The sequence below is a fragment of the Candidatus Poriferisocius sp. genome, from assembly GCF_965214065.1.
Lineage (GTDB): Bacteria > Actinomycetota > Acidimicrobiia > Acidimicrobiales > Bin134 > Poriferisocius.
The window spans coordinates 854,134-879,162 of the sequence record NZ_CBDCAT010000027.1; the positions used below are offsets into that span (position 1 = coordinate 854,134).

Genomic DNA, 25,029 nt, shown 5'->3' on the forward strand with positions numbered 1-25,029 from the left:
TGGCAGAGATCGTAGAAGAAGGCCAGCTCACTCATGACGCCGACGATCCGAGGTACGCGGCTTGTACCGTGGGGTCGGCTTGGATCTCTTCGGGGGTGCCCTCGGCGATGACGGTGCCGCGGTCCAAGCAGTAGATGCGGTCGCAGATCCCGATTATGAAGTCCAGATCGTGGTCGATAACCACCACGCCGGCGCCCACCAAAGCAGCCATGGTCTGCACCTGTTCGACCATGGCCAGCGACTCGGTGTCGCTCATTCCCGATGTGGGCTCGTCGAGCAGCAAGAACAGCGGTCGGGCCGCGGCGGCTCGGGCCAACTCCAGCCGACGGGAGTTGCCGTAGTCGAGTTCCCCGGCCCGTCGGTCCCGGTGGTCCCACAATCCGGCGGCGGCCACCAGGACGTCGGTCTCGGGGTTGGAGCGATCGTTGTGCTCGGCTATGGCCACGAGGCGAGTCACCTCTACGTTCTCCCGGACGGTGAGCGACCCGAACAACCGCAGATTCTGGAACGTGCGAACCAACCCGGCCCGGGCGATTTCGTGCGACGGGGTGCCGACGAGGTCGGTGCCGTTCAGCCGGACTCGCCCCGAGTTGGCGGGGACGAGCCCGGTGACGACGTTGAGCATTGTGGTCTTTCCCGCGCCATTGGGGCCGATGATTCCCACCACCTCCCCGCTGCCCACCTCGAAACCCGACTGGGAGAGCGCCTGGAATCCGCCGAAGGAGACGCTGACGTCGGTTACTTCAAGTCGGGCCTTATGCGTAGAGCTCATTGAGACATCTGGCACCGTCGGAGCGCTTTGCACCCGGGTGAATCGGCGGTAGAGCCACTCGTCGAACTCCCAGTCGCTGAGCAGGCCTTTGGGCCTCCAGATCATGAAGCCGAGCATGGCTGCGCCGAAGAACACCGTCTGGAGGTTCTCCCGGAAGATCCAGTCCAATGGCGCGCTGTCCAGGCCGAGGCCGAACACCTCGAAGCCGTCCTGGCCCAGTCGGCGGGCGAGTTCCCGGCCCACGGTCATGACGGCCACCCCGAACAGGGCACCGGTCACGCTGTTTCGCCCACCGACAATCAGCATGGCCAAGGTCAGCAGTGTGTAGTCGAAGAAGAAGTTCTCCGGCAGGATCGAACCGGTCTCATAGACCCGCAGGCTGGCCCCCACCGACACCACCACCACCGAGATCAACAGCGCGATCATCTGCTGAACCATGGGGTTGACCCCCATGGCCCTCGCCGCCAGATCGTCCTCCCGCCCTGCTTTGGCCAAGCGGCCTCGCCGGCTTTGGGCAAAGATGCGGGCCAGCACAAGGGCGCTGGCCAGCGCCAAGAAGATCGGCATTCGGGTACCGAGGGCGCCGCCGATTCGGAACGACAGCCCAGCGCGCTCGCCGCCGGTCAACTCCGGCCAGTTGCGGGCCACTTCGTGGGTCACAAACAGCAGTGCCAGCGTGATGACGGTAGCGGCGACCGCCCCCGACTCGGCTCCCGAGCGGGTCAGGCCGATGCCGACGAAGACAGCGGCTACCACCGTTACGGCGATGGCCACGCCCGCAGCCGCCCAAGAGCCCATGTCCACATCGGTAAGGCCCAGCGGCGCGTCGGGAATGCGCTTTGCCTTCTCCAAGGGGGCGATGGCGAATATGGCGAATGTGTAACCGGCAATGGCCCCGAACCCGATGTGGCCGAACGACAGCACCCCGGTGTTGCCCACATAGATCTGGATACCGAGCACGATGATGGCATCGATGAGGGCAATGGTGACCAGACGCTCTGCCGCCCCGCCGAAGAAGCTCTGGTAGAACAGCCCGACGGCGACGAACACGCCGAACAGCAGCCCCATCCCGACAATGGGGAAGGCCACATCTCGGCGAAGATCGGGGAACATTCCCGCGTGGGCTGCGGTCGGGCCGCGCTGTTCGGCCATCACACCCGCTCCGCGTGGGCTACCCGGATGAGGCCTTGGGGTCGGAAGATGAACAGCAGGGCGATCAGCAAGAACACGAAGCCCTCGGTGAGGCTGGCCACCGAATCGGGCAGTCGGGATCTCAGCAGGACTTCGGCCAGTCCGAGCACGAAGCCGCCCAGCACTGCGCCTCTGAGGCTTCCCAATCCGCCGATCAGCGCGGCCAGGACCCCCTTGAGCATCGGGGTGATACCAGCGCTCGGCACCGTGTTGCCAGCCCGCATGAGCCAGAAGACTCCGGCGATGCCGGCCAACAGACCGGAGAGGGCGAACGCACCCCGGATCACGGTGTCCGAGCGCACCCCCATGAGCCGGGCGGTGTCGAAGTCGGCGGCCGCGGCCCGCAGGGCTAGGCCGAACATGGTGCGCTGAATGAGCCACGAAGTACCCAGCAGGGTGACCAGGGTCACCCCGATCACCACCGTGTCGAACACCTCGACGTTCAGAGACCCGATGGGGTAGGTGTTGGTAACCCAACCGGGTCGTGAGAACGTCTTGACCGACGCGGAAACGTAGAGCAAGAAGATGGCGAACACCACGAAATGAACGCCGAACGAGGTCAACAGCAGCGTGAAGTCGGAGCTTCCTCGGACGCGGCTGAACGCCACCCGTTCGATGACCAGCGAGGTCATGATGGCGGTCCCGATTATGGCCGGGGTGACCAGGTACCACGACCAGCCCTCGTTGATGGTCCAGAAGGCCACATAGCCCGAGACGGTGATCAGCTCGCCGTGGGCGAAGTTGAGAAGGTGCATGACGCCGAAGATCACAGCCACGCCCAGGGCCAGCAACGCGTAGATGCTGCCCCGGCCCAGGCCGTCGATGAGGTTCTGGAGCAACTCGGTCATTTGCCGCTGCCTCCCACGAAGGTGTCGAACAGGTCGGGGCGTTCTCGCAGCTCTGCACCGGTGCCTTCGGCCACCACCTCTCCCGATCTCAGCACGTAGGCCCGGTCGGCCACCTCCAGCATTCGGGTGGCATTCTGCTCGACGACCAGCAGGGTGCGCCCTTGATTGCGAAGTGTCTCGATCAACTCGAAAACCACGTCCACCAGCACGGGGGCCAGCCCGAGGGATGGCTCGTCCATCATCAGCAGTCGAGGCTTCGACATAAGGGCCCGGGCGATGGCCAGCTGCTGGGCCTCTCCGCCTGATAGGTAGCCGGCGGACACGTTCCGCTTTTCCCGCAGCACCGGGAATCGCTCGCCCATTTCGTCCAGCAGTCTGGCCCGCTCATCGCGAGGCTGGGTGATACCGCCGATTCTCAGGTTTTCCTCAACGGCGAGGTCGCCGAAGATCCGCCGGTGCTCGGGTACCAAGGCCACCCCTAGGCGCAGGAGCTTTTCCGGCGACTGGCCGGTGATGTCGGCGCCCTCGAAAGCCACTGTTCCGGCTGCGGGGGAGAGCAGTCCGGCGATCGACCCCAACAGCGTGGTCTTGCCCGCACCGTTGGGCCCGATGAGGCCGACGACCTCACCGGACCCTACGTGCAGTTCAGCGTCTCGAAGTGCTGAGATCGCACCGTATCGGGTAGTCAATCTCGAGACTTCGAGCATCGCGCTAATCGTATGTGAGCATCAGGCCCTAGTGGTAGGGCCTGGCCTTAACCGATGGTGGCGACCAGGGTGTCCACGCCGTTCACGATCTGGTTGATCGGCACGGCCTTGGGTGGAATCCCGTTGGTGCCGGCGAAGGTGATCGCGCCGGACAGACCCCGGAAGCCTTGGATCTGGGCCACTGCGGCGCCGATCTCGGCCGGGTCGGTGCAGCCGCAGTCCAAGATCCCCTGGATGCCCAAGAACATCGAGTCCACGTACAGGGCCATGAAGCCCCGGCTCTCCAGCGCCTCGCCCTTGGCGGCCTCATAGTCGGCCAGCATCCGGTCGATGCGGTCACCCGGCGAGATGCTGGTATGGGGAGTGTGGGCGATGCCCTCGTTGTTGTCCTCGAACTGGATGCCGGTGGCGTCCAGAGCGTCGGTGCCCAGGTAGGTGAGGCCGTCGAGACCTTGGCCCTCGAGTTGGCCCCGCAGGGCGGTGACCTGGAAGCCGAGGGCGGCAGAGAACACCACCTCGTTGTTCTGGGAGATGCCCGCGATCTCGTTGACCTGGGCGGAGAAGTCGGTGTCACCCGCCCACACGTAGGTCTGCACGCTGACCACCTCGCCGCCAAGTTCCTCGAACTTGGCCATGAAGGCGTCGGGGTTCACACCGGTGTAGGGAATGCCATCGCCCTCGGTGAACACAATGGCCCGGTTGATGCCCTCATTGTAAGCCCACTGGGCCGCGGCCTCCGACATGCCGTAGTCGTCGAAGGTCACCAGGAACGAGTTGATCGCGGCATCGGCCAGGGTCGGCTCGGTGGAGGCGGCCACGAACAGCGGTACCTGGCCCTCGGTGGCCTGGAGGATCGGCAGAGCGAAATCAGCGAACGGCGGGCCAATCAGGAAGTGGGCGCCCCAATCCAGGAGCTCCTGGGTGGCCAGCACGGCGTCGTCTCCGACCTCGGCCACACGGACCTCGACCGGCGAGCCGTAGATGCCGCCGGTGCAGTTGACCTTCTCGGCGATGAAAGGCACCAGCTTGGAGCCGGGGATGTCCACGAACCCGACAACGTCGCTGAAGTCCATGGCCATACCCACCCGGATGGGATCGCCGGTGGGTGCGTCGGCGCAGTCGTCCAAGTCGGCGGCCAGGATTCCGTCGATGTCCACCGCGGCACCATCAGGCGCTGAGGTTGCCCCGCCGTCATCGTCGTTGCCGCAGGCGGCGACTACCAGGGCAAAAATCGCCAAGAGTGCCAACAAGATCTTGAGTTTCATGAACTCCCCCTCCTCGGTCAGGTTGCGCGAACTTTATGGCAAAAGTCGTTTGGGAGCAAACGACCCTCGCATTCGGAAATGAAAGCACTCTTCGTCCTAGAAGCTTTCAATGACCGGCAAAACAGGCCTCATTCAGGCGGGACGGAGTTCCGCCGCCAACTCACCGCCTGCTACCACCGGGTTTCCGTCCAGAGTCACCGTGCAACCCCGCATGGGCAGATCGAAGTGACCTCGGCAATACCGCCCTGCCACCTCGTTGGCGCCGGTCGAGTACAAGAAGTTGCCGGCGAAAGCCCGCAGCTCAGTGCCGTTGTGATCGGCCTTGTCCCATAGGGCCATGGCCTCCCACCGGGCCGAGGTGTTCATCCCCCAGCCCACGTGGCTCACTGCGTAGGCGTTGGGCTCCTCGAATGCGGCCAGATAGGACCGGAACAGCTCGGCGTCAACCCCGTCTCCCGCGATGTCGGTGATGTAGTCGTCCACCACGGTCAGCGCCACTGGCTCGCGGATGTACTCCTTGAAGGTGAGGTTCACGTCGCCAGGGGCCAGCACCACCGTTCCGTTCACCGTGGCCGCGGCGGGGAACGCCAACACCAGACCGCCGGGCCAGTGGGCGATCGTCCCCGGCTCAGCGCACCAACCGTGCGACCCGGCCCGCACCGCGCCGAAGAGATCGATGGTCAGATCGGTACCGGCGCCAGAGGCCACCGTCATCATCTTGGCCTGCTCCAACATGGCGACCCCGGTTGCCACCCGATCGGCCAGTGAGGGGTCGTGGGGCCACCGCTCGGTGTTCTCGGGATGCTCGTTGGAGACCATAAGCACTCGGGCCCCGCTGGCCAGGATCTGTCCGAGCTCTGGGGCATGCAGCAGCCCCTCCACCGTGCAGTCCACGATGAAGTCGGCATTGGTCAGCGCACCCAGCGCCACCGCGTTGGCGGCCAGCGCCACCGATGCCCCGGTGGAGCGGATAGGAAGCGGCCCCGCATTGGGCGGGGTGGTGACCACCACATCGACGGGAGCAACCCCGCAAAGCGATAGGGCCGAACGAGCGGTCTGCACAATCTCGGAGCGGCTCCGGGTCTCTGACAGCACCACCGCGGTCTCGGTGGAAACCAGCCTGCAGGCCTCGAATTGCTCGGCGTATCGCCTGACCCAGGAGCTCTCAATCATGGATCAACCCTCATCGCTCACACCGGGGTCTCTTCTGCGTCGTCGAAGAGCCCCGCCCGGCCGAGGCGGTCGAGGCACACATCCACGCTCCAGGGATGCATGGCCGCGCCGCACCGGGCGTCACGGTAGTGCTGCTCCAGCCGCGACGGTCGCAGCAGGGCGCGCCCGCCGCACACCCGCAGCGCAAGCGAAGCCAAATCAGGGGCGCCGTCCATGGTGGTGACCATCGAACTCCACGCCCTTCGCACCGCGGCGGGCTCGGGATCGACTCCGCACTCGCCCAGCACCCGATAGCACAGCGCCTGGGCGCGGTCGTAGATGAGGTTCATTTCCGCCCAGCCCTGCTGCTTGATGGAGTGGGAGCGCCGGGCCGCAGGTCCGCCGTCGCCGATGAGGTACTCGGCGGTGGCGTCTATGACGGCCCTCATCAGCCCCAGATAGGCGAACGACAAGGTCATGAAGAAGTACGGCCATCGGGCAGCGGCTTGGTCGAACATCCCCGGCGGGATCCACTCGTGCTCTTGCGGGACGAACACGTTTTCCAACAACAGGTTGCGGGAGTCGGTGGCCCGCATGCCCAGCGGATCCCAGTCGCCCTCGATGTGGAGGCCTTTTGAGTCGGCGGCCACGCCCAAAAGGCGCACCCGGGGGTCGCCTTCAACCACGCACACGACGTTGTGGATGTCGGCGGCTCCGCTGAGCGAGGCGAAGATTTTCCGCCCGCTGACCCGGTAGCCGCCCTCGACCGCCACCGCGGTGGTGGCATAGCCCTCGGTGGCCCCGGCCGCTATCCCCTCCGAAAACGGCTGGCTGTGGATGTGCCCCTGCTCCACGATGCCCTTCCATAGCGACGCTCTTCTGCGGTGCAGCACCGATCGCTCCTCTGAGCTCAACTCCATGTCGTCGGCGATCTGGCCCACCATGAGTGTGGTGGCCGAGTGCATGTTGAAGGTCAATGCGGTGGCCGCACAGTGCCGGGCGAGCTCTTCAGACGCCAGGGCGTAGCCCACGAAGTCGGCGCCTAGCCCGCCGGCCGATTCCGGTATGCAGACACCCAGCAAGCCGGCATCGGAGAGGTCGTGCCAGTTCTCAAAGGGGAAGGCCGCGTCCCGGTCGTACTTGGCCGCTCGAGCCGCCAGCTCAGGGCCGATGGCTCGAACCCGCTCCACGATGGCTGACCGCTCAGGGGTCAGCAGCCCGCCGCCTGCCGCGAGGTCGACAAGAGTCACCGGGTTGCTTTGTGTTCGCAGGGCACAGTCACTGTCTCGACTCTATTGTTGATAACCCCGGCCGCGACAGTCCGGTTGAATCGTTTGGTACCGAATGATTATACTGCCGCCGTGGCCGACCTCAAGGGGTTCATGTATCCCCGCTCACCCTCCGGTGCCGCTGGCATCCTGCCCGGTCCGCCGTGGCACTACTCGGGCGAGATGCTAACAGTGGAGTTCCGCACCGATCCGGCCAACGTGGCCGAGCTGCTCCCCGAGCCGCTGAAGCCAGTTGATGACGACCCCGGTGCCGTCGCCCTTATCTGGGCCGACTGGCAGAGTTGCAGCGACAGCTTCGAGGAGATCCTCGACCCGGCTCGGGCCCAGTACAAAGAAGTGTTCTTGGTGGTGCGCTGCTCCTATCAGGGCCAGGTCTTCAGCCGGGCGGCCTACATCTGGGTGGACAAGGACTTTGCCATGGCCCGGGGCCACATCCAGGGCTACCCCAAGAAGATGAGCGAGATCTGGATGACCCGGCCGGTGGCCTACGGCAAAGCCGGTCCCCGGCTCGAGCCCGGCGGGCAGTTCGGCGCCACCCTCAGCACCTGGGGGCGGCGGATCGCCGAGGCCCGGTTCACCATCCAGGGCACCGCCGAGGCGCCCGGATTCGTCAACGGCCACCCCATGCTGCACAGCCGCCAGATGCCGTCTATCGAGATGGACGGGCGCGACTCGCTGGACGAGCTGGTGACCATGCGGGGCTACGACGCCGACTTGGGCCCGGTGTTCAGCGGCGATGCCGAGCTAGTGCTGCCCGAGAGCCCCACCGAGGAGCTCACCCGCCTGGCGCCCTTCGAGGTCATCGGCGGCTATTACCGGCAAGTGGGCAACTCCATGGCCGGGGGCACCACGCTGTGGGCCGCCCCCAACCCGATGGAATCCGATTGATGGGCGCCCAGACCTATGTCGATAGCTACTTGGCCGACCTCGGCCCCGATGACGCTGACATAACAGACCACGACACCTATGTGGCCGGCGTGCCCCACGCCACCTTCACTCGGCTGCGGGCCGAAGATCCGGTGCATTGGACCGAGGAGGCCGATGGTGCCGGGTTCTGGTCGATCCTGCGCTACGACGACTGCCTGGCAGTGAGCCGCGACGTTGAGACGTTCACCTCGTCGCTGGGCATCCGCTTGGAGGAGATGGACGCTGAGCAGACTGAGGCCCGGCGCACCATGATGGAGATGGACCCGCCCGAGCACACCCGTTATCGGCGCTTGGTGAACAAGGGCTTCACCCGCCGCACGGTGGAGACCTTCGAATCCTCAATCCGGGAGCTGGTGGGCGAGGTGCTTGACAAGGCGCTGGCCAACGACGAGTTCGACTTCGTTCACGACATCGCCGAGGAGCTTCCCATGAGGATGCTCGGCCGCCTGCTGGGCACCGACGACGAGGACGGCCGCAAGCTGGTGGCCTGGGGCGACGCTCTGCTGGGCAACACCGACCCCGACTTCACCGATTTTCCGGTTGACCTCACCGACACCGAGCAGTTTCGGATGGTTCCTTTCCGTAGCCCCGCCGCCATCGAGATCTTCCGCTACGCCCAAGAGCAGGCCGCCGACCGGCGGGGTTGCCCCCGTGACGACATCATCACCAAACTGCTGGCCCCCGCCATCGACGGCGAGCCGCTGACCGACTTGGAGTTCAACAACTTTTTCACCCTGCTGGTGGCCGCCGGCAACGACACCACCCGCTACACCATGACCCACGGTATGTGGACCATGCTGAACCACCCTTGCCTGTGGGAGTCGTGGCAAGCCGACCCCGGCTTGACCGACACGGCGGTGGAGGAGATCTTGCGAACCGGGTCGGTCACCATGCACTTCCGACGAACCGCCACCCGCGACGTCGAACTGCGGGGGTCGCATGTTCGTGCCGGCGACAAGGTGGTTGTCTGGTTCGTGGCCGCCAACCACGATCCTGGGGGGTTCGAGCGGCCGTTCCGCTTAGATCTTGGGCGTGAGCCCAACGACCACATGGCGTTCGGCCGCAACGGACCCCACTTTTGCCTGGGGGCCTGGCTGGCCCGTATGGAGGTGCGGCTGGTGTTCGAAGAGCTTCTGAAGCGGGTGAGCCGCTTGGAGCCCGCTGGCGCCATCGACCGGCTGCGGTCCAATTTCATCTCGGGAATCAAGCGACTTCCGGTCAAGGTGGTGTGATGCAAGATCCAATTGCTGGAATCCGGCTCCCCTCGATCCAGGGGGCAGCGTGATGGGCGCCATTGTCGGCGCCGGGCTGGTCTCCCACGTTCCGCCGCTGGTGATGCCCGAGGCGATTCGCCGCCTGCTCAACAACGGCGAGGACACCACGCTCTACCAGGGTCTCCACGACTTGGGCGCTGAGCGGCTGGGCCCTCTGAGCGCCGACACCGTGGTGGTGGTGGACACCCACTGGTTCACCACCGTCGAGCACATAGTGACTTCCGCCGACCGCCGGTGCGGACTGTTCACGTCCGAAGAGCTGCCCCGGGGCATGAGCCAGATGCCCTATGACATGCCTGGCGACCGGGAGCTGGCCGAGGCGTGGGCCTCCCAGGCCGCCGGTCGGGACGACACCTGGGTAACCGCCATCGACGACCCCCATATGCCGGTCCACTATCCCACCATCAACCTGCTGGGGTTCTTGCAAGGTGACGAGGCGTGGATTTCGGCCGGCATCTGCCAGACCGCCGAACCGGAAGACTTCCTCTTGTTCGGCGAGCTGCTGGCTCAGGCGGTGGCGAGCCTGGACCGCCGGGTGGTGGTGTTGGCCAGCGGCGGGCTGAGCCACCGGTTCTGGCCGCTGCGCCAGTTCCGCGACCACGAAGGAGCCGATCCCGCTCTGCATCTTCGCACTCCTGAGGCGCGCGCCGCCGACGAGCACGTCATCGACTGCCTCACCAGGGGTGACCATGCCGGGGTGCTCGACTTCTTGCCCGAGTTCTCCACCCACGCCCCCGAGGGGTTCTTCGGCCATTACCTGACCATGGTCGGCGCTCTGGGCGGGGCGGACTGCACGACCCCTGGCGAGCAGTTCGGCCAATATGAGGCGGTCGCCGGGACAGGACAGATCCATCTATGGTTCAGCCCGTGAAGCGCGCTCTGGCCATCGCCCACGAGGTGGACGGTCTGCCCGGCCAGATTGCCACCCGTTTGCGCCAGCGGGGCTATGAAGTCCACATCCACGTTGTTACCCACGACTACGACCACCCCAACGTCGCCGTGCCGTTTCCGCCCATGGACGACTACGACCTGCTGTTGCCCATGGGCTCGGTGCGCTCGCTCACCGACAAGGCCGAGATCGATACTTGGATCTATGAAGAGCTCGACATGATCAGACAGGCCCATGAGGCGGGCAAGCCCGTGTTGGGAATCTGCTTCGGCGGACAGCTGATCTCCGAAGCGCTCGGCGGCACAGTCGAGGTGTCCCCGGTGACCGAGATCGGCTGGTTCGAGCTCGGCGACGGCGAAGACGGCCCCAACCCGGCCGGGCCGGGGCCGTGGATGCAGTGGCACCACGACCGCTTCACCCCGCCCCCCGGATCTGAGGTGCTGGCCCGCAACGACAGCTCGGTGCAGCTCATCAGGATCGACCGCACGGTGGGAACCCAGTTCCACCCCGAGGTCGACGTGGCCCACGTCGAGTCGTTCCTCAGGTTGGCCCCGAAAGACTACTTGGACGAATGCGGGGTGGACTTCGACCAGCTCATGGAGGAGACCCGCCAGCACGAGATGGCCAACATCAAGCGGTGCCACGCCTTTGTCGACTGGTACCTCGACGAGGTGCTGGCCGATTAGCGCACCCCTCAGCCGGGTTTCTCAGTGGTACATGAGGTATTCGTCGAGCTCCCACTGGGTTACCTCGCCTCCGGGCACGTCCCCGCCAACCGCGGCGATATAGCGGTCCCACTCGGCCTGCTTGTTGGCGATGAAGTTCTGGCAAAGGTCGTCGCCCACTGCGGCCATCAACGCGGGATCGGCCTGAAGATGCTCTAGTGCGGCGGCAAGGCTGGGCGCCGCGCCGACATCGGTGTTGACCTCTTCGAATCCGTCGGTGGTCAGCGGACCGGGGCATTCCAGCTCATCGACCACGCCGAGCCGGGCCGCTTGAAGGACGGTGGCCACCCCCAAGTGGATGTTGACCGCGCCGTCGCCAACCCGGTTCTCGATCCGGGTGGCCGCTCCTCTCGCCTCCGGTATGCGATTGGCCGCGCAGCGATGGTCGTGGCCCCAGTTGGCCCAATAGCCGTTGAGCTCTGCGGGCTGGAGCCGCCGGTAGGCGTTCACCGTGGGGGCGCACAGCGCGGTGAGCCCCTGATGGTGGGCCACCAGGCCGGCCAGGCACCCCTTGGCCAGGGCAGATAGGCCGTCGTCGGCCGAGGTGTCGTTGAAGGCGTTATGGCCGTCGGCGTCGACCAGAGAGAAGTTCACATGTACGCCGCTGCCGGCCACCCCGACAAACGGCTTGCCCAAGAAAGTGATGTCCAGGCCGTGGGCCAGGGCCACCTCTCGGGCCAGCACCCGGAACAAGAACGCCTCGTCGGCCGCTTTGAGGGCGTCGTCGTATTCCAGCGTAAGCTCGAACTGGGACTCGTCGTACTCCGCGTTGATGCTCTCCATCCGGAACCCGCACCTCCAAGCGGTGCGGGTGATGTCGTCGATCAGCCCGGTGGGATCAGCCGAGCGCCCCGTGCCGTAGACGAACGACCGGGGAGTGTCCCAGCGCTCCCAGCCGCCCTCGCCGTCGGGCTGGAGCACATAGGCCTCTAGCTCGATGCCCACCTTGGGCGTATACCCAAGCTCGGCCCACGCGGCGATGGCCTGCTGGAGAGCGAAACGGGTTGAGACGGTGTAGGGCTGGCCCCTGAAGTCCAGATGACCCACGACCACACCGGTAGCGTCGTCCTCCCAGCTGGGGCGAACCTCGTCAGGATCGAAGCTGGCCACTACGTCGGGTAGCCCTTCCAGCAGATAGGTACCCGGAGCGGGAATCAGGCTGCGGTCGTAACCGAGGGCGAAGGTGGTGATGCAGTGCCCTGTGCCCTGCTCGGCCAGGTGGACAGGCAGATACTTGCCCCGGGCCAAGCCGAGATGGTCGGGCCACAGCACGCGAATCCGGTCGTAGTCGCTCATGGAGTTATTCCTCTCATGACGGAGAGATTTGTTGTCTTATCTTTGCTGAATCGCTGGCAAGGAACCCAAGAACTCGCCAACAAGCTCATTGAACGCTTCAGGGGCTTCTGCCGGGCTGAGGTGACCTGCTCCAGGGATGACTTCCAGCCGGCTGTTCTTGATGCCCGCATGGAGCACGTCGGCATAGGCCGGAGGGGTCTCCTCGTCGAGTTCGCCGACGACCACCAGCGTGGCAGACTCGACCTCAGAGAGCCGGTGGAGCACATTATGAGAGGGGATCAGCTGGCACGAGGCCCGGAATCCCGTCTCGGGGATTCGGGCGAACGCGGCGGCGGTGCGGTCGCGCTCGATCCCCTCGAATCCCGGGGCTGCGATGCCGGCGATCACTTCGTCGGCAATGTTGGCCAGCGAGAGCCCGGCATCCAGAGGGGCGGTCCGCGATTCGCGCCACTCGTCGGGATCGGTTCCGTCGCCGCCGAATACTGCGCTGGTGTCGGCCAGCACCAGCGACCGGATCCGGTAGGGGTGGCGCAAGGCGGTGTGCAGCGCATGGTGTCCCCCAAACGACAGCCCGCACAGATGAGCTGACTCCACGCCCAGCCGATCGAGAAGTTCGGCCACCGCGTCGGCGACGGCCTCGAATGTGAGCGGGGTTACCGGCGATGACTCGCCGTAGCCGGGCATATCCCAGGCCACACAGCGCCACCGGTCGCTAAGAGCCTCAAGCTGGGGTTCCCACGAAGTGCGCGACCCGGCCAAGCCATGGAGGAACAGCACAACATCGCCATTGCCTGCTTCACGCCATGCGATGGCACCATCGACATCTCGCACCCGGACAGCCACCACAGACCAAACTAACGTTCTCGGCAAGAGCGAATAGAAGCGAACAGTTCTATGGCCACGAAACCCCCCCTGATCGGATTGCCCGGCCGGCGCAAGCGCGGCTCAGAGGTACGCGGCTTGCTGAAGGTGCTAGATGACTGCGACCTCGACCTGTACTTCGCCGATTACGCCCGCGGCGTCATCGAGGCGGGCGGGATTCCGGTGCACATTCCCATCGACGTTGATCCGGCTGCTGTCGGCGAGCGGCTCGACGGGCTGGTGTTGCCCGGGGGAACCGACATCGACCCGATTCGATACGGGGCCGATCCCGATCCTGAATTGCTGGCTCCTGAATTGGAACGCGATGACTTGGAGTTGGGGCTGCTGTCAGCTGCGTTGGATGCCGACATCCCGGTGCTCGGCATCTGTCGGGGTATCCAGGTACTCAACGTCCACCAGGGGGGCACACTGCACCAGCACGTCCCGGAACACAACCGCCTCGACATTTCCATCCATTCCGCTACTCACCGGGTGAACTTCGCCGAGGACTCCACCCTTTATGAGCTTTATGGCCCGTCAGCCCAGGTCAACAGCCTCCACCATCAAGCGGTGGCCAACGTGGGTCGCGATCTCACCGTCACCGCCCAGACCGACGACGGCACCATCGAGGGTTTGGAGATGGGCGACTCAGTAGTGACCGTGCAATGGCACCCGGAGATGATGCCCACCCGCCCCACGGATCCGATCTTCCGCTGGCTGGTGGATCGAGCGTCTTGCTAGTCCTGCTTGCGGCCGTGGAGAAAGTACATGGGCGTGAAGATGCCGAGTTCGCCCGCCTCGCCCACCACTAAGGCAGAGCGGCATGAAGGATCCGCTCGTAGTCGGCTTCTTCGGTCGGCAAGGTCTCGACCAACCGCCCTCGGCTCATAACGTGGATCACGTCGGCCACTGCGAGCAGCTCCTCGAACTCTGACGATGCCACAACAACGCCGAATCCGTGTTCCTGCACCAACCGGCGAATGAGAGCAAGGATCTCTGCCTTGGCCGCGACATCGATCCCTTGAGTTGGCTCGTCGAGCAAGAGGACGTCAGGTTTCGAAACCAGAGCTCGCGCCAGGGCAAGTTTTTGCTGATTGCCTCCACTGAGGTTACCGGCAAGTATCTCTGTGTTGGATGGGCGGATTCCGAACGCTTCGACGTGCTCACTGGCCAATTGCCGTTCTTTTCTGATTCGGCGCATTCCACCGCGGCTCGCCCCGGAGTGGATGGGAAGCGTGAGATTGGCTCGAACTGACAGCTGCGAGACGATGGCCGACGCGCGGCGGTCAGCCGGAACGAGGACGACCCCAGCACGGTATGCGCCTCTGATCATGCCAGGGTGGAGGGCATGACCGCGTACGGCGATAAGACCGCGGTCGTACCCGTCTACACCGGCAATCGCGCGCAGAAGGTGGCCGTGTCCTGATCCTTGAACTCCGGCCACACCAACGATTTGCCCTGAGTGCAAACGAAGCGAGACGTCGGCGAGATTGGGCTCTCGCGTCAGTCCGTCAACTTCAAGCAGAGGCCTTCCATTGGTCGCTTCCACCGAAGAGGAGCGGAAGGTGCCCGAAGGAGGACCATTTTGATCAGTGAGCCTGCTGGTCTTGGTCATGAGGGCGACGATCTTGTCCTTGTCGAGTTCTGCCCGGGGGAACGTGCCCACTGCACAGCCATCGCGCAGAACGGTGATCCGGTCGGCGATGCCGAGAACTTCGGTCAGCCGGTGGCTGACAAAGATGATCGCCTTCTGCTGGTCGCGCAGTAGCCGTAGCCTGTCTAGCATCGCCGCTGCATCGTTCTCGGACAGGGCTGCGTTGGGTTCGTCGAGGACGATGACGTCGCCGGGATGCAAGAGTGTCCTAGAGATCTGCGCGAGCCGAAGCTCCGGGATGCTCAGCTGGCCTGACAGCGCCGATTCGCTGAAAGCAGCGCCGCAACGGTCCAATGCATCCCTGGTTTGCTCCCGCTCCTTGGAGGAGAGCTTCCCTTTTCGGTCAAATGGCCCTTCGAAGCCCAAGAGCATGTTGCGCCCGATACTGAAATCTGGCACCGCCTGCACTTCTTGGGGGACGTGGCTGATTCCACGTCGCTGGGCGTCTCGGGGACCGTGGAATACCACATCTGAATCGTCCAGCAAGATACGACCGGAGTCGGGAGGGATCAGCCCAGCCAGGATCTTCACCAAGGTCGACTTGCCCGCACCGTTCTCGCCTAGGAGTGCATGAACTTCGCCTCGCCGCACGTCGAAGCTGACGTCGTCGAGTGCCTTCACTCCTGGAAATGACTTGGTTATCCCGTCTAAGCGCGCCGCGGGAACATCGCCGGGCAGTTCCACCCCGCAGGACGTTGCGCTCAGGTCAGGCTCAGATTCGGAGTCAGGCGGTGTCATCGCTCGACGTGTCTGTCTTTGAGGCCGGGCCGGCAAGCCTCCAGGATTGTCCATCGAATCCGATGAAGAGTCGCTTCAGCGTCGGCAGGAGATCAGAGAATTGGCGGAAGCTTCCTCCCCTTATCTGGCTGATCAACACTGCGACCACGAGGGCGATGCCGATCGCCATCTGCTGCTGGAAGGTACCGACACCAGTCACAGCAAGCCCCACAGTCAGGCATGTCATCAGAGCTACCCCGAGAAAGACCCCGCTTAATCGGCCTTTGCCCCCGCCGATGACTGCACCCCCAATAACCGCTGCGGCAATTGATCGCAATTCGAAACCGGCACCGAGCCCGGTCTGGCCAACCGATACTCGGGCGGTGAGCATGATCCCGCCTGCACCGGCGAGCATGCCGGTGATCATGTAGGTAATGGTCTCGTAGCGGGCTACGGGAATCCCGGCCAGCCGACATGTCTCGCGGCTGCCGCCAATGGCGTACACATAAAGGCCGATACGCGTTCTTCCGGTGAACGCAACTGCCAACAGCAGGATGATGATGCCGATTCCGATCGTCGATGGCATGAAACCCCAGTCGCGGCCACCGAACCACTTGAGGGTGGGATCGTTCGCGATAACTGAGGCTCCGTTGCTTCGCACGCCGCCGTAACCGGTCAAAAAGGTCAGCATCGCCATGGTCACGACGAACGGACTCACACGCAGCTTGGCGATCAGGATCCCGTTGACGAGCCCAATAGCGGCACCGGTGAGAAGCCCGATGACTATGGCCGCCGCCACCCCGTGGTCTGCCATCGCTTGGGCAGTGACGATGCTGGTGAAACCCATGTTCGCCCCAACAGAGAGGTCGAACCCGCCGACGGTTATGGCGAACATCTGGCCGATTGCCACCACGAGGAGCACGCCCGCCTGGCGCGATATGTTCTGAACGTTGGCTGTAGTTGGGTAGATTGACGGCTCGAGGAGCGAGAAAATGGCGATCATCGCGGCGAGCCCAGCCAGAAGCTGGAGTTCGGTTGAATACTTGAAAGCCCAGTCTCGGATGGAGAGCCTGTGACTCCTGGCCGTAAACGAGGTGTGAGCAGCCAACGATTCTTCGGTCACAGAAGCCCCCTCAAGAGCATAGTTCTATTCCACTACCGCTCTCCGGCCTGCTAGAAGGCAGCCGCGAGGCCGCCTCCTAACTGATTGGCATCAGCCGTCCAACCCTGCCCAAGATTCGGGCGGGCGTGCTTTCGCCCCTGTCAAATAGGGGTTCTTCTCCACCCATTCGTCGAGAGGGTTCTCACGGCGGAACTTCGCTGCCAGATCGCCGAGTGTGCTGAAGGTTCGTCCTTCGCCCTCCATATAGTCGATCAGCTCCTCAAGCATCTTGATACGCGACCCGCGGCCGATGAACTGTGGGTGGCAAGTGAGAACGTACATCCCACCCGGGCAGTTCTCGATCATGTAGTCAAACTCCCCCTGCCACAGCTCTCGAACCTGTGAAGGAGTATTGGGACCCTGGTTCATACCCCAGACGTATTCAAACGGCGGAAAGTCGTCCAGTCCCCAACTGGGAGGGAGTTCCACGATGTCGATCGGTGTGCCGAACACGAAGGGTTCGTTCGCAGGGAATTCGTCACCATCTCGCAAGTAGTAGGGGTAGAAGTCACTCGCCATGAATGTCGACGAATAGTCGAGATCGAACTCTTTCATGAGATCCAAGGTGTTGGGGCTGAAGTCCCATGCCGCGGTGCGACACCCGGTAGGACGAACACCTGCGGCGTAGTCGATAGCTTCGAAGCCCAGTTCGAAGTCTCGTCTCTCTTCTTCCAAGGAGAGTTTGGTGGGGTTGCGGTGGCTCCACCCGTGGTGCCCGATCTCGTGACCCTTGTCCACGATCTCCTTGACGAGGTCTGGGTAGAGGTGGGCCGAGTGACCCGGGCAGAAGAAGGTGCAGGGAATATCCCGATCTTCCAGGACCTTGAGAACACGCTTCAGCCCCGGAACGGCGAATTCCCCCCGAGAGCACATGCTGGGTGTCTCAGCTCCAAATGAGCCTAGCCAGAGGCAGATTGCATCGAAATCAAAGGTCAGGCAGATCGTGTGATCTTTGTTAGTCATCTATTTCTCCTTGCTAGGCGTTGATACAGGGAACTTAGCTGACCTCAGCCTGCCACCCGGCGGGGATCAGCTCGATCTGGACCCAATCCTCGTTGACGTTGGACGGGTCGACTACGGGGAAGGGCACGCAGTTGATGCGAGGCACGTCATCTCCGTTCAGCACCGAAACCGCAGTTCCGAGACCGATGTAGCCCATCCAGTACGGACTCACGAGGAACAGGGCATCAGCGCTGCCGTCGTCGATCCAAGGAGCTGAGAAATTGGTGAAATCGGACGCTATGTAGGGGACGTCCTGGTATTCCTCAGGAATGGAGGGAGGCAGCAGCAATGCGAAGTGGGCCGCATAGATCCAGTCGATTTCCGGGTTTCCGGTAACCACGTTCAAGAAATCGGCGAGGCCTTCCTCGGGATCGACCAACTGGTTGGGCGCAGCGATTATCTCGAGATTCGGATGGGCTTCTTCTACCCGGTCTCTGAAGCCTTCGGCCCGCTTGCGAGACCAGGTGGCATTGGCGGGACCCGCCATAACGACACCCTTCCCGCCTTCGGGAACCAGTTCGGCGATGGCATCGGCGCCTGCTTTGCCGAACAGGTAGTCGTCCTGCATGATCATGAAGACCCTGCCGTCGGGAACCTCTGTCGAGACGTTCACGACGGGCACGCCCGCGTCGGTTGCCGCATCCACAATTGCAACCGAGCCAGCCGTGTCCACGGGAGCCAGAATGATGGCATCGGGGTTGCGCTGGAGAATGTTCTCCGCGTCTGCGAGCTGGTCGGCGGGACCCGTATAGCCCACGCCCGCCGTATGCCGGACCGTGACGGTCCCGCCGCCGGCTGCCGAGACGTCGGCTGCCGCTTGCTCCGCGCCGTAGGCCATGGCCTGGTAGTACTCAGCGGCCAGGCTCACTTGCATGAAGTCGATCTCGTAGGAAGCGTCAGCCGCAGGTGGGGCATACGCCAGCAAATCGTCGGTCGTGGAATTCACATCGCAATCCAGCGGAGTTCTGAAGTACTCATCGTTGATCTCTACCGGCTCGGGGGCGCTCTCAGGGGTAGGCGCAGGGGTAGGGGCAGCAGTCGGCGCAGGGGTAGAAGCGGCAGTCGTCTCCGGGGCCGAAGTCTCCCCCGGGTCGTCGTCATTTCCGCACGCTGATGCGACCAGTACGAGTGCCGCAATAGTGCCCAAGACCGCCCACAGCTTCATCCGTCGCATATCGGTTCCTACCTTCCGGTCAGAGCGCACCGCCCCTGATGAGCGGTCCAACTGAGATCGAATATTATAGCATAATCCAGGATAATCCAGCCCGTGGGCCTCGTCAACCGTCGAGTCTGGGTGCCAGTGGGGGACTCGCGCTGCTTGAACCTATGAGATGATCTGAAACACGCCTTCAGCCTCGACGGCGAGCCCGAGTGGCAGTGCAGCCATTCCCACAGTCGAACGGGCATGTTTCCCGTTTTCGCCGAAAACATCGACCATCAGGTCGGAGGCGCCGTTTGCGATCATCTGGTGTCTATCGAAATCCGGAGCCGAGTTGATCATGATGAGCAGCTTGACAACCCTCTTTATCCGACTCAGCTCGCCAAACTCGGCCTTGAGGGTAGAGAGCATGTTGAGAGCGACAAGCTGGGCTGCCTCTACTGCGGTTTCGACGTCCATGTCCTCACCCACTCGACCCTTGTGAATGAGCTCGCCGTCTTTGAACGGGCCATGCCCAGCCACGAAGACGAGGTCGCCGACGGTGACTGTTCCCAAGTAATTTGAGGTGTTCGGCGGGCACGGCGGCAATGTGAGCCCAAGCTCCTCGAGCCGAGACTCTGGGGAGACTTTCATGGGGGCACCTCCTTGGGATCCCATGGGCGGCCCGTCAAGACCCCTGAGAGTCCTTTGCGATGTAGATATTATAGCATAATATAGGAATACCGATAATCCCGTAGTAGTCCATCCGTGAATGGAGACTCCTGATGCTGTTAGCCAACCCACGAGGCGGATACCGCTTCCTCATGGGAATAGACCCCTACTCTTGTGGCGTAGTTGCCGACCCTGGCTACGAAATCGTCCACGCGACCCTGCGAACTCCGCTGCCCTGGCGGGAGGGCTTTGAGAAGATCGATTCCCATCTTCGGGAGATCGGTCGATCCCGTCACGCCCTCTGCGGAGTTGAGCTTCGGTCCCCCACGCCCTACAGCATGGAGGGATTCATCGAGTTCAACGTGGGCTATTGCGATTTGGTCCAGACATGGGATCTATATGTTGGCGACCTCAATCCTGTCGCCCGGACAAACGTTGCTCCGGCTGATTCTCCCCCGGCCACCCCTGTATTGCACGGCTTCTCCTACACCGCTCCCGAAATGCAGGACGCCCCGATGACATTCGTCGTCGCGGGTGCTGCGGAGTTGCGCGAGGCCGCCCTGGACGAGGACGACATCATCCGAAGAGGGGAGTCCGGGCCCGACGCCCTGCGGGAGAAGGCGGGCCATGTGATCGGGATCATGGAGTCACGCCTTCATGGTCTAGGTGCCAGTTGGGAGCTGGTCACTGCAATTGACGTGTACACCGTGCTCCTGCTGGAGGGGTTGCTAGAGGACTCAGTTCTACCGAAGGTAGGAGTGGCGGGACGCCACGGGCTTTGCTGGAGTCGGGCGAGGCCGCCAGTTCTCGGACTCGATTTCGAAATGGACATGCGCGGCGTGCGGTCCGAAATCAAGTTGTAGCCGGCGGGAAGGACTACCTGTGAAACTGATTCGAGTCGGTGCCGAAGGCCAAGAAAGCCCTGCTGTTGTTGACCCCAAAGACGGGTCGGTTTTGAGCGCTGAATCCGTAGCCCCGGACTATGACGCCGAGTTCTTTGGGAGCGATGGTCTCGACCGCCTAAGGGAGGCACTTGACGCCGGAATCCTCCCGCCGCTCCAGTCGGGCAAGTCGCGCCTCGGCCCCCCCATCAAACGACCGGGCAAGATCATCGGCATCGGACTCAATTACCGAGACCACGCCGCGGAATCGAACATGCCGATCCCCGATGAGCCAATTCTGTTCATGAAGGCACCCAACACCGTCATCGGTCCAAATGACGATGTGCGTATTCCGCCCGGATCGACCAAGACCGACTGGGAGGTTGAACTCGGCGTCATTGTCGGCCGGCAGGCAAGCTACCTGCGGACTCCGACGGAGGCGCTCCCGTACGTCGCTGGGTACACCATCTCCAACGATCTCTCCGAACGCGAGTATCAACTAGAGCGCGATGGCCAGTGGGACAAGGGAAAATCCTGCGACACCTTCAACCCTCTTGGCCCGTGGCTCGTGACGAGCGACGAGATTCCCGACCCGCAAACGCTGAACTTGTGGCTCAACATCGACGGTGGCCGTGAGCAGACTGGCCACACTTCCGACATGATCTTCTCTGTCGAACACATTGTCTGGTTTGTGAGCCAGTTCATGGTTCTTGAACCGGGCGACCTGATAAACACCGGTACGCCATCTGGGGTTGGACTCAGCAAGACGCCACCCCGTTACCTACAGCCTGGCCGTGAATTGCATCTCGGAATCGACGCGCTGGGCGAGCAAAGGACGAGGACAATCGCAACCCCCCACTAGCAGGGTGGTCGCGTGCCCGCGCCGCAACGCTAGGGAACTTCCTCCACCCCGCCGTGTTCCTCGCGGCCCACGAAGCTTGCCGCCTCAACCGCGCCCCTGATCAATTCAACCGTGGATGCAAGATGGCAGCGCAAGGCTTCTGCGGCTGCGGATTGGTCGCCATTGCTAAGGGCATCCACTATCAACCGGTGCTCATCACTCGCTGCATCATGTCGGTAGTGAAGCGACAGCCGCTGATAGCGGGCGGAATGCAGCCAGAGTTGGTCAATCAGCTTGAGTCGTCGAGGGGAACCAGCCAATTCATAGATCGCAAAGTGAAACTCGCGGTTCAGGGCGACAACCGCCGCGTGGTCGCCCTTGGCATGGCGCTCTTGGGCTTCACCGAGGTTGTTCAAGAGCATGTCGATCTTCTTCTCATCGCAGCCTGATGCTCGTCTCACTGCTTCACATTCGAGCTCTGTGCGGACGATGTACAGGTCGTCGAGGTCTTCTACCGACATTGACGACACCCATGCTCCACGGTTGTGGAACACAGTGACGAATCCTTCAGACTCGAGAATTCGAAACGCCTCGCGCACCGGAATGAAGCTCGTGCCGCACCTCTCGGCGATCACCTTCGGTTGAAGCTTCGACTCTGGCAGATATGTGCCATCGATAATGCCCTCGCGGAGGTGGCGCACTACGAGTTCCACTGTGCTGTCGGGGTCATGCATCGGGTTGAACCATTTTCGGCAAGTTCGGCGGCCAAATATTATATCATTTGGCTAGGAACTTTCACGGCTCGCTCCGCAGGCGACCCTGTCGAGTCGGGCCAGCATGCCCTGGCAGTCTCGTGGTCTCGACTCGATAAACCAGTTCGACAAGCAGGCCGTAAGCGCCAGTCGGGGTGTAGCCGTGACGGACTGTACGCTCTGCATATGGCTGTCGGGAAGGAAAGCCGATGATAAATGGGATTCACCACATCGCGCTGTCAACTGGGAACCTGGCCCGGTTGCGGGAGTTTTATGCCGAGCTGCTCGGATTCGAGGTTGTTGACGAGAGGGGCTGGACCGACAACGAGGTGATCGACAGCATCGTTGGATTGGAAGATTCGTCGGCCACCAGCTTGATCTTGCGGGCTGGCAACGTGTTCATCGAGATCTTTCAGTATCACCAGCCGATCGGAGCGCCGTCAGACCCCAATCGGCCGGTTTGTGATCATGGCTACACCCATCTTGCACTAAACGTGACCGACATTGATGCCGAATACGAGCGGCTACGGGCCGCCGGAATGCACTTTCACCGGCCGCCGCCCACGAAGGAGGAGTTGGGAGAGCGGGGAGAGATGCTGCAACTGCGGGCAACGTACGGGCGCGATCCCGATGGTAACGTGATCGAGCTCCAAGAGGTGCTCGACCCCGATATGCCATTTGCCATGGACAAGGCAGGATTCCGAACAGGGAATTAGAGCCTATTGACGAACTGATCGCCTATACAGGTAGAGGTTCCATGCTGGCCATCCCCTATTTTCGCGTCTGATCGGACTCGACGATGGCGGTCACCGTTTTGCGGCCGAGTCCGGAAACTTCCGCGATCTGTCGAAGTGAGGCTCCGGCGCGGTGGGCGATCCGAATCATGTCATCTCGGATCACCATCTCTTTGTGAGCTCGCTCGGCGCTGAGACCGACCACAGACAGGGCAGCGCCTACCTCACCTTCTAGTCCACTCCGGTACTTATCCATCGCTGCATCGGCTGCGGACACGTCTGCTTGGCGATAGCCCATGGTTGCTTAAGCCTAAAGGCCGAAGCCGGTGAAGTCGCCGGACATGTCGGGTGGGCCGTAGTAGATGCGGTTGAGAGACCGGCGGGCGAACTTCCACTGGCCGCCTTCTAAGCAGTATTCATCGTCGTAGTAGCCATACATGGTCATGGGGTCTTCGCGGGGCCGCTTGAAGTGCTCGATCACGTACCAGCGTCCGGTGCCGGTGCCCGCGGCTTCGTCGAGTTCGGCCCAGCCGTTTAGGTAGGCGTGGATCACCCCGTCGAGACGGGCCAGCATGCCCTGCCAGGAGGTGGATATCTCGTCCCGCCCGGTCTTGGTCATCGGGCCCATCTCCCATACTGCGTCGGTGGCCCAGGTCGACGCCCACTGTTCGGCGTCGAAGCGGCACACCCCGTCGGAGTAGCGGGCCAACAGGGTGCGAATCTCTTCTGACATGGCGCCTCAGGCTAGTGGCGTGTAGCGCCAGCCGATGATCTGGTCGTAGTCCATGGCGCCGTCGGGGAAGACGGTGAAGTCATTCCGCTGCTCTTCCAGCGCCGGCTTGGCTTCGGCATACGGGGTGCCCACTTCGTACATGACTAGGTGCTGGAACGGCATCCCATTGGGACTGATTTCACCATGGTCGATGGCCCATTGGGGGGTGAGGATGTTGTCGGCGGCCCAGTAGCGCCGCCCGGTGAGGAAGCCAGGAGTCGCCATGACCTCCCGATAGTGGATGGTGTACCAGCGCTCAAACCACTCAAGGTTGTCCTTGGTGGGGTTGGCCAGCGATATCCCGAGGTGGTCAACCTCATCGGGGGTGGCCGCCCCTATCTGCGGACCGGTCTGGGTGAAAGCCCAACTGGCCACGGTGTCGTGGTCGAGACTGTCGTCGGACCGTATGGAATAGTCGTCTTTGGTGGCAATGCCCTGGATGACCGAGGGCAGGTGACCCTCGATTTCATAGACGGCCAAGAACTCGAACGGCATCGGCAGATCGCTGCGATCGGCGTGGGTGCGCATCCACTCGGGCGTAAGCAAGTCGGCATCGGGGCTCATTCGGTAGCGCCGCCCGCTGACCACCCCCTCGCACGACGCAACCTCGCGGGTATGGACGTCGTGCCACTGGTGGTATTGGGCCTCCTGGCCAATCACCGGGTTGGAGAAAGTCAACAGCACATGTCGGTCGGAGTCGTTCACAAGCCACCACGGTACGCTGATCGCAGATGGTCTTATGGGTGGCAGCGCTGGTGATCGCCGGGATGATGCTGGTGGTGTGGGTCATCAGCGTGGCGGTGCGGGACGCGGGCATCGTCGACATCCTGTGGGGCTTCGGCTTTGTGGTGGTGGCCTGGGTGAGCTGGCTGGTCACCGACGGGCACGATGTGAGGGCCGCGCTATTGGTGGCGATGGCCACCACCTGGGGGCTGCGCCTGGCCATTCATCTGGCGTTTCGCAACATCGGCCAGGAAGAGGATTTCCGCTATCGGTCAATGCGCCGCCGGGCTGGCGACCGCTTCTGGCTGACCAGCCTGGTGAGGGTGTTTGGGTTGCAAGCGGCGGCCATGTGGGTGATGTCGCTTCCCCTCATGATCGGCATCAGCGAAACCGAGAGGGGATTTGCCGCCCTGTGGTTCATCGGCATGGTTGTCTTCCTGGTCGGGTTCGGGTTCGAGGCCATCGGAGACTGGCAGTTAGTCCGGTTCAAAGCCGACCCGGCCAACGCCGGGAAGCTGATGGACCGCGGCCTGTGGCGGTACACCCGCCACCCGAACTATTTCGGTGACGCCACCGCCTGGTGGGGCATTGGCCTGGTAGCAGCCTCAACTCCTATCGGGATTGTGGGGCTGGTCGGCCCCGCCATCATGACCTGGCTGTTGATGAAGGTGTCCGGCGTGCCGATGGTGGAACACCGCTTGGCCAAGACCCGCCCGGGCTATCTGGAGTACACCCAGCGAACCAGCTCATTCGTCCCCCGCCGTCCCAAATCTGCGTAATCACGG

At 63.1% G+C, this 25,029-nt stretch carries 26 protein-coding genes; 9 read left to right on the forward strand and 17 right to left on the reverse strand.

Annotated elements, in window-relative coordinates:
* Positions 1-31 precede the first annotated feature (31 nt).
* From ACOOGG_RS10495 to ACOOGG_RS10520, 6 genes are all read right to left on the reverse strand, one after another.
* Positions 32-1,924, reverse strand: coding sequence for an ATP-binding cassette domain-containing protein (locus ACOOGG_RS10495; protein WP_420434978.1), 1,893 nt, complete (start codon positions 1,922-1,924; stop codon positions 32-34).
* Positions 1,924-2,811, reverse strand: coding sequence for a branched-chain amino acid ABC transporter permease (locus ACOOGG_RS10500; protein WP_420434980.1), 888 nt, complete (start codon positions 2,809-2,811; stop codon positions 1,924-1,926). Before ACOOGG_RS10500 ends, ACOOGG_RS10495 begins: the two co-directional genes overlap by 1 nt.
* Positions 2,808-3,518 (reverse strand): ABC transporter ATP-binding protein, encoded by a 711-nt coding sequence (locus ACOOGG_RS10505; RefSeq protein ID WP_420434982.1) that lies wholly within the window; start codon positions 3,516-3,518, stop codon positions 2,808-2,810. Before ACOOGG_RS10505 ends, ACOOGG_RS10500 begins: the two co-directional genes overlap by 4 nt.
* Before the next feature lie 47 nt (positions 3,519-3,565).
* Positions 3,566-4,783, reverse strand: a complete 1,218-nt coding sequence (locus ACOOGG_RS10510; RefSeq protein ID WP_420434984.1) for an ABC transporter substrate-binding protein — start codon at positions 4,781-4,783, stop codon at positions 3,566-3,568.
* Positions 4,784-4,915: 132 nt separating this feature from the next.
* Positions 4,916-5,956, reverse strand: coding sequence for a peptidase M29 (locus tag ACOOGG_RS10515; protein WP_420434986.1), 1,041 nt, complete (start codon positions 5,954-5,956; stop codon positions 4,916-4,918).
* Between the two features lie 17 nt (positions 5,957-5,973).
* Entirely contained in the window at positions 5,974-7,185 is a 1,212-nt protein-coding gene (locus ACOOGG_RS10520) for an acyl-CoA dehydrogenase family protein (RefSeq protein WP_420434988.1), read from the reverse strand.
* A gap of 111 nt (positions 7,186-7,296) precedes the next feature.
* Between ACOOGG_RS10520 and ACOOGG_RS10525 the strand changes: the two genes are divergently transcribed.
* The 4 genes from ACOOGG_RS10525 to ACOOGG_RS10540 are packed head-to-tail and all read left to right on the forward strand — an operon-like array spanning position 7,297 to position 11,000.
* Positions 7,297-8,112: an acetoacetate decarboxylase family protein gene (locus tag ACOOGG_RS10525; RefSeq protein ID WP_420434990.1), complete on the forward strand. Its 816-nt coding sequence runs from the start codon at positions 7,297-7,299 to the stop codon at positions 8,110-8,112.
* A complete protein-coding gene (locus tag ACOOGG_RS10530) occupies positions 8,112-9,383 on the forward strand; it encodes a cytochrome P450 (RefSeq protein WP_420434992.1) in 1,272 nt (423 codons plus the stop codon). Before ACOOGG_RS10525 ends, ACOOGG_RS10530 begins: the two co-directional genes overlap by 1 nt.
* Before the next feature lie 52 nt (positions 9,384-9,435).
* Positions 9,436-10,296 carry a catechol 1,2-dioxygenase gene (locus ACOOGG_RS10535; RefSeq protein WP_420434994.1) on the forward strand — a complete coding sequence of 287 codons (861 nt, stop codon included), beginning with the start codon at positions 9,436-9,438 and terminating at the stop codon, positions 10,294-10,296.
* Positions 10,293-11,000 (forward strand): type 1 glutamine amidotransferase, encoded by a 708-nt coding sequence (locus ACOOGG_RS10540; RefSeq protein ID WP_420434996.1) that lies wholly within the window; start codon positions 10,293-10,295, stop codon positions 10,998-11,000. The genes ACOOGG_RS10535 and ACOOGG_RS10540 overlap by 4 nt, the downstream gene beginning before the upstream one ends.
* Positions 11,001-11,021: 21 nt before the next feature.
* Here ACOOGG_RS10540 and ACOOGG_RS10545 read toward each other — a convergent pair whose 3' ends face one another.
* A complete protein-coding gene (locus ACOOGG_RS10545) occupies positions 11,022-12,335 on the reverse strand; it encodes a glutamine synthetase family protein (RefSeq protein ID WP_420434998.1) in 1,314 nt (437 codons plus the stop codon).
* 36 nt (positions 12,336-12,371) lie between these two features.
* Complete coding sequence (locus tag ACOOGG_RS10550) at positions 12,372-13,178, reverse strand: alpha/beta fold hydrolase (protein ID WP_420435000.1); 807 nt, start codon at positions 13,176-13,178, stop codon at positions 12,372-12,374.
* A 51-nt stretch (positions 13,179-13,229) separates the two neighbouring features.
* Between ACOOGG_RS10550 and ACOOGG_RS10555 the strand changes: the two genes are divergently transcribed.
* A complete protein-coding gene (locus ACOOGG_RS10555) occupies positions 13,230-13,937 on the forward strand; it encodes a gamma-glutamyl-gamma-aminobutyrate hydrolase family protein (RefSeq protein ID WP_420435002.1) in 708 nt (235 codons plus the stop codon).
* 67 nt (positions 13,938-14,004) lie between these two features.
* On the opposite strand, the gene ACOOGG_RS10560 is transcribed toward ACOOGG_RS10555, so the two are convergent.
* The 5 genes from ACOOGG_RS10560 to ACOOGG_RS10580 all read right to left on the reverse strand — a co-directional run bounded on the left by ACOOGG_RS10560 (position 14,005) and on the right by ACOOGG_RS10580 (position 19,523).
* Complete coding sequence (locus ACOOGG_RS10560; protein ID WP_420435004.1) at positions 14,005-15,534, reverse strand: sugar ABC transporter ATP-binding protein; 1,530 nt, start codon at positions 15,532-15,534, stop codon at positions 14,005-14,007.
* Positions 15,535-15,574: 40 nt separating this feature from the next.
* Complete coding sequence (locus tag ACOOGG_RS10565) at positions 15,575-16,690, reverse strand: ABC transporter permease (RefSeq protein ID WP_420435006.1); 1,116 nt, start codon at positions 16,688-16,690, stop codon at positions 15,575-15,577.
* Between the two features lie 90 nt (positions 16,691-16,780).
* Positions 16,781-17,692, reverse strand: a complete 912-nt coding sequence (locus tag ACOOGG_RS10570) for a polysaccharide deacetylase family protein (RefSeq protein WP_420435008.1) — start codon at positions 17,690-17,692, stop codon at positions 16,781-16,783.
* A 34-nt stretch (positions 17,693-17,726) separates the two neighbouring features.
* Complete coding sequence (locus tag ACOOGG_RS10575) at positions 17,727-18,905, reverse strand: sugar ABC transporter substrate-binding protein (protein WP_420435010.1); 1,179 nt, start codon at positions 18,903-18,905, stop codon at positions 17,727-17,729.
* Positions 18,906-19,055: 150 nt separating this feature from the next.
* Positions 19,056-19,523: a RidA family protein gene (locus ACOOGG_RS10580; RefSeq protein ID WP_420435012.1), complete on the reverse strand. Its 468-nt coding sequence runs from the start codon at positions 19,521-19,523 to the stop codon at positions 19,056-19,058.
* A gap of 131 nt (positions 19,524-19,654) precedes the next feature.
* On the opposite strand from ACOOGG_RS10580, the gene ACOOGG_RS10585 reads away from it, so the two are divergent.
* Together ACOOGG_RS10585 and ACOOGG_RS10590 are read left to right on the forward strand one after the other, a co-directional pair.
* On the forward strand, positions 19,655-20,404 hold the full coding sequence (locus tag ACOOGG_RS10585; protein ID WP_420435014.1) for a RidA family protein: 750 nt from the start codon (positions 19,655-19,657) through the stop codon (positions 20,402-20,404).
* 19 nt (positions 20,405-20,423) lie between these two features.
* Positions 20,424-21,284: a fumarylacetoacetate hydrolase family protein gene (locus ACOOGG_RS10590; RefSeq protein ID WP_420435016.1), complete on the forward strand. Its 861-nt coding sequence runs from the start codon at positions 20,424-20,426 to the stop codon at positions 21,282-21,284.
* Positions 21,285-21,313: 29 nt separating this feature from the next.
* On the opposite strand, the gene ACOOGG_RS10595 is transcribed toward ACOOGG_RS10590, so the two are convergent.
* The gene (locus tag ACOOGG_RS10595) at positions 21,314-21,997 is read right to left on the reverse strand and encodes a GntR family transcriptional regulator (RefSeq protein WP_420435018.1); all 684 of its coding nucleotides are present in this window, start codon (positions 21,995-21,997) and stop codon (positions 21,314-21,316) included.
* Positions 21,998-22,224: 227 nt separating this feature from the next.
* Here ACOOGG_RS10595 and ACOOGG_RS10600 point away from each other — a divergent pair, with 227 nt between their 5' ends.
* Positions 22,225-22,731 (forward strand): VOC family protein, encoded by a 507-nt coding sequence (locus ACOOGG_RS10600; protein ID WP_420435020.1) that lies wholly within the window; start codon positions 22,225-22,227, stop codon positions 22,729-22,731.
* 55 nt (positions 22,732-22,786) lie between these two features.
* Here ACOOGG_RS10600 and ACOOGG_RS10605 read toward each other — a convergent pair whose 3' ends face one another.
* The 3 genes from ACOOGG_RS10605 to ACOOGG_RS10615 are packed head-to-tail and all read right to left on the reverse strand — an operon-like array spanning position 22,787 to position 24,226.
* Positions 22,787-23,047, reverse strand: a complete 261-nt coding sequence (locus tag ACOOGG_RS10605; protein WP_420435022.1) for a hypothetical protein — start codon at positions 23,045-23,047, stop codon at positions 22,787-22,789.
* Between the two features lie 12 nt (positions 23,048-23,059).
* Positions 23,060-23,482, reverse strand: a complete 423-nt coding sequence (locus tag ACOOGG_RS10610; RefSeq protein WP_420435024.1) for a nuclear transport factor 2 family protein — start codon at positions 23,480-23,482, stop codon at positions 23,060-23,062.
* A gap of 6 nt (positions 23,483-23,488) precedes the next feature.
* A complete protein-coding gene (locus tag ACOOGG_RS10615; protein WP_420435026.1) occupies positions 23,489-24,226 on the reverse strand; it encodes a hypothetical protein in 738 nt (245 codons plus the stop codon).
* Between the two features lie 26 nt (positions 24,227-24,252).
* Here ACOOGG_RS10615 and ACOOGG_RS10620 point away from each other — a divergent pair, with 26 nt between their 5' ends.
* Positions 24,253-25,023 (forward strand): DUF1295 domain-containing protein, encoded by a 771-nt coding sequence (locus ACOOGG_RS10620; RefSeq protein WP_420435028.1) that lies wholly within the window; start codon positions 24,253-24,255, stop codon positions 25,021-25,023.
* The last annotated feature ends 6 nt before the right edge of the window (positions 25,024-25,029 follow it).

Coding starts and splice junctions, on each gene's coding strand:
- ACOOGG_RS10495 (WP_420434978.1), bottom strand. CDS start 1,924: ATGGCCGAACAGCGCGGCCCGACCGCAGCCCACGCGGGAATGTTCCCC.
- ACOOGG_RS10500 (WP_420434980.1), bottom strand. CDS start 2,811: ATGACCGAGTTGCTCCAGAACCTCATCGACGGCCTGGGCCGGGGCAGC.
- ACOOGG_RS10505 (WP_420434982.1), bottom strand. CDS start 3,518: ATGCTCGAAGTCTCGAGATTGACTACCCGATACGGTGCGATCTCAGCA.
- ACOOGG_RS10510 (WP_420434984.1), bottom strand. CDS start 4,783: ATGAAACTCAAGATCTTGTTGGCACTCTTGGCGATTTTTGCCCTGGTA.
- ACOOGG_RS10515 (WP_420434986.1), bottom strand. CDS start 5,956: ATGATTGAGAGCTCCTGGGTCAGGCGATACGCCGAGCAATTCGAGGCC.
- ACOOGG_RS10530 (WP_420434992.1), top strand. CDS start 8,112: ATGGGCGCCCAGACCTATGTCGATAGCTACTTGGCCGACCTCGGCCCC.
- ACOOGG_RS10535 (WP_420434994.1), top strand. CDS start 9,436: ATGGGCGCCATTGTCGGCGCCGGGCTGGTCTCCCACGTTCCGCCGCTG.
- ACOOGG_RS10545 (WP_420434998.1), bottom strand. CDS start 12,335: ATGAGCGACTACGACCGGATTCGCGTGCTGTGGCCCGACCATCTCGGC.
- ACOOGG_RS10555 (WP_420435002.1), top strand. CDS start 13,230: ATGGCCACGAAACCCCCCCTGATCGGATTGCCCGGCCGGCGCAAGCGC.
- ACOOGG_RS10570 (WP_420435008.1), bottom strand. CDS start 17,692: ATGACTAACAAAGATCACACGATCTGCCTGACCTTTGATTTCGATGCA.
- ACOOGG_RS10575 (WP_420435010.1), bottom strand. CDS start 18,905: ATGCGACGGATGAAGCTGTGGGCGGTCTTGGGCACTATTGCGGCACTC.
- ACOOGG_RS10580 (WP_420435012.1), bottom strand. CDS start 19,523: ATGAAAGTCTCCCCAGAGTCTCGGCTCGAGGAGCTTGGGCTCACATTG.
- ACOOGG_RS10585 (WP_420435014.1), top strand. CDS start 19,655: ATGCTGTTAGCCAACCCACGAGGCGGATACCGCTTCCTCATGGGAATA.
- ACOOGG_RS10595 (WP_420435018.1), bottom strand. CDS start 21,997: ATGCATGACCCCGACAGCACAGTGGAACTCGTAGTGCGCCACCTCCGC.
- ACOOGG_RS10600 (WP_420435020.1), top strand. CDS start 22,225: ATGATAAATGGGATTCACCACATCGCGCTGTCAACTGGGAACCTGGCC.
- ACOOGG_RS10605 (WP_420435022.1), bottom strand. CDS start 23,047: ATGGGCTATCGCCAAGCAGACGTGTCCGCAGCCGATGCAGCGATGGAT.
- ACOOGG_RS10610 (WP_420435024.1), bottom strand. CDS start 23,482: ATGTCAGAAGAGATTCGCACCCTGTTGGCCCGCTACTCCGACGGGGTG.
- ACOOGG_RS10620 (WP_420435028.1), top strand. CDS start 24,253: ATGGTCTTATGGGTGGCAGCGCTGGTGATCGCCGGGATGATGCTGGTG.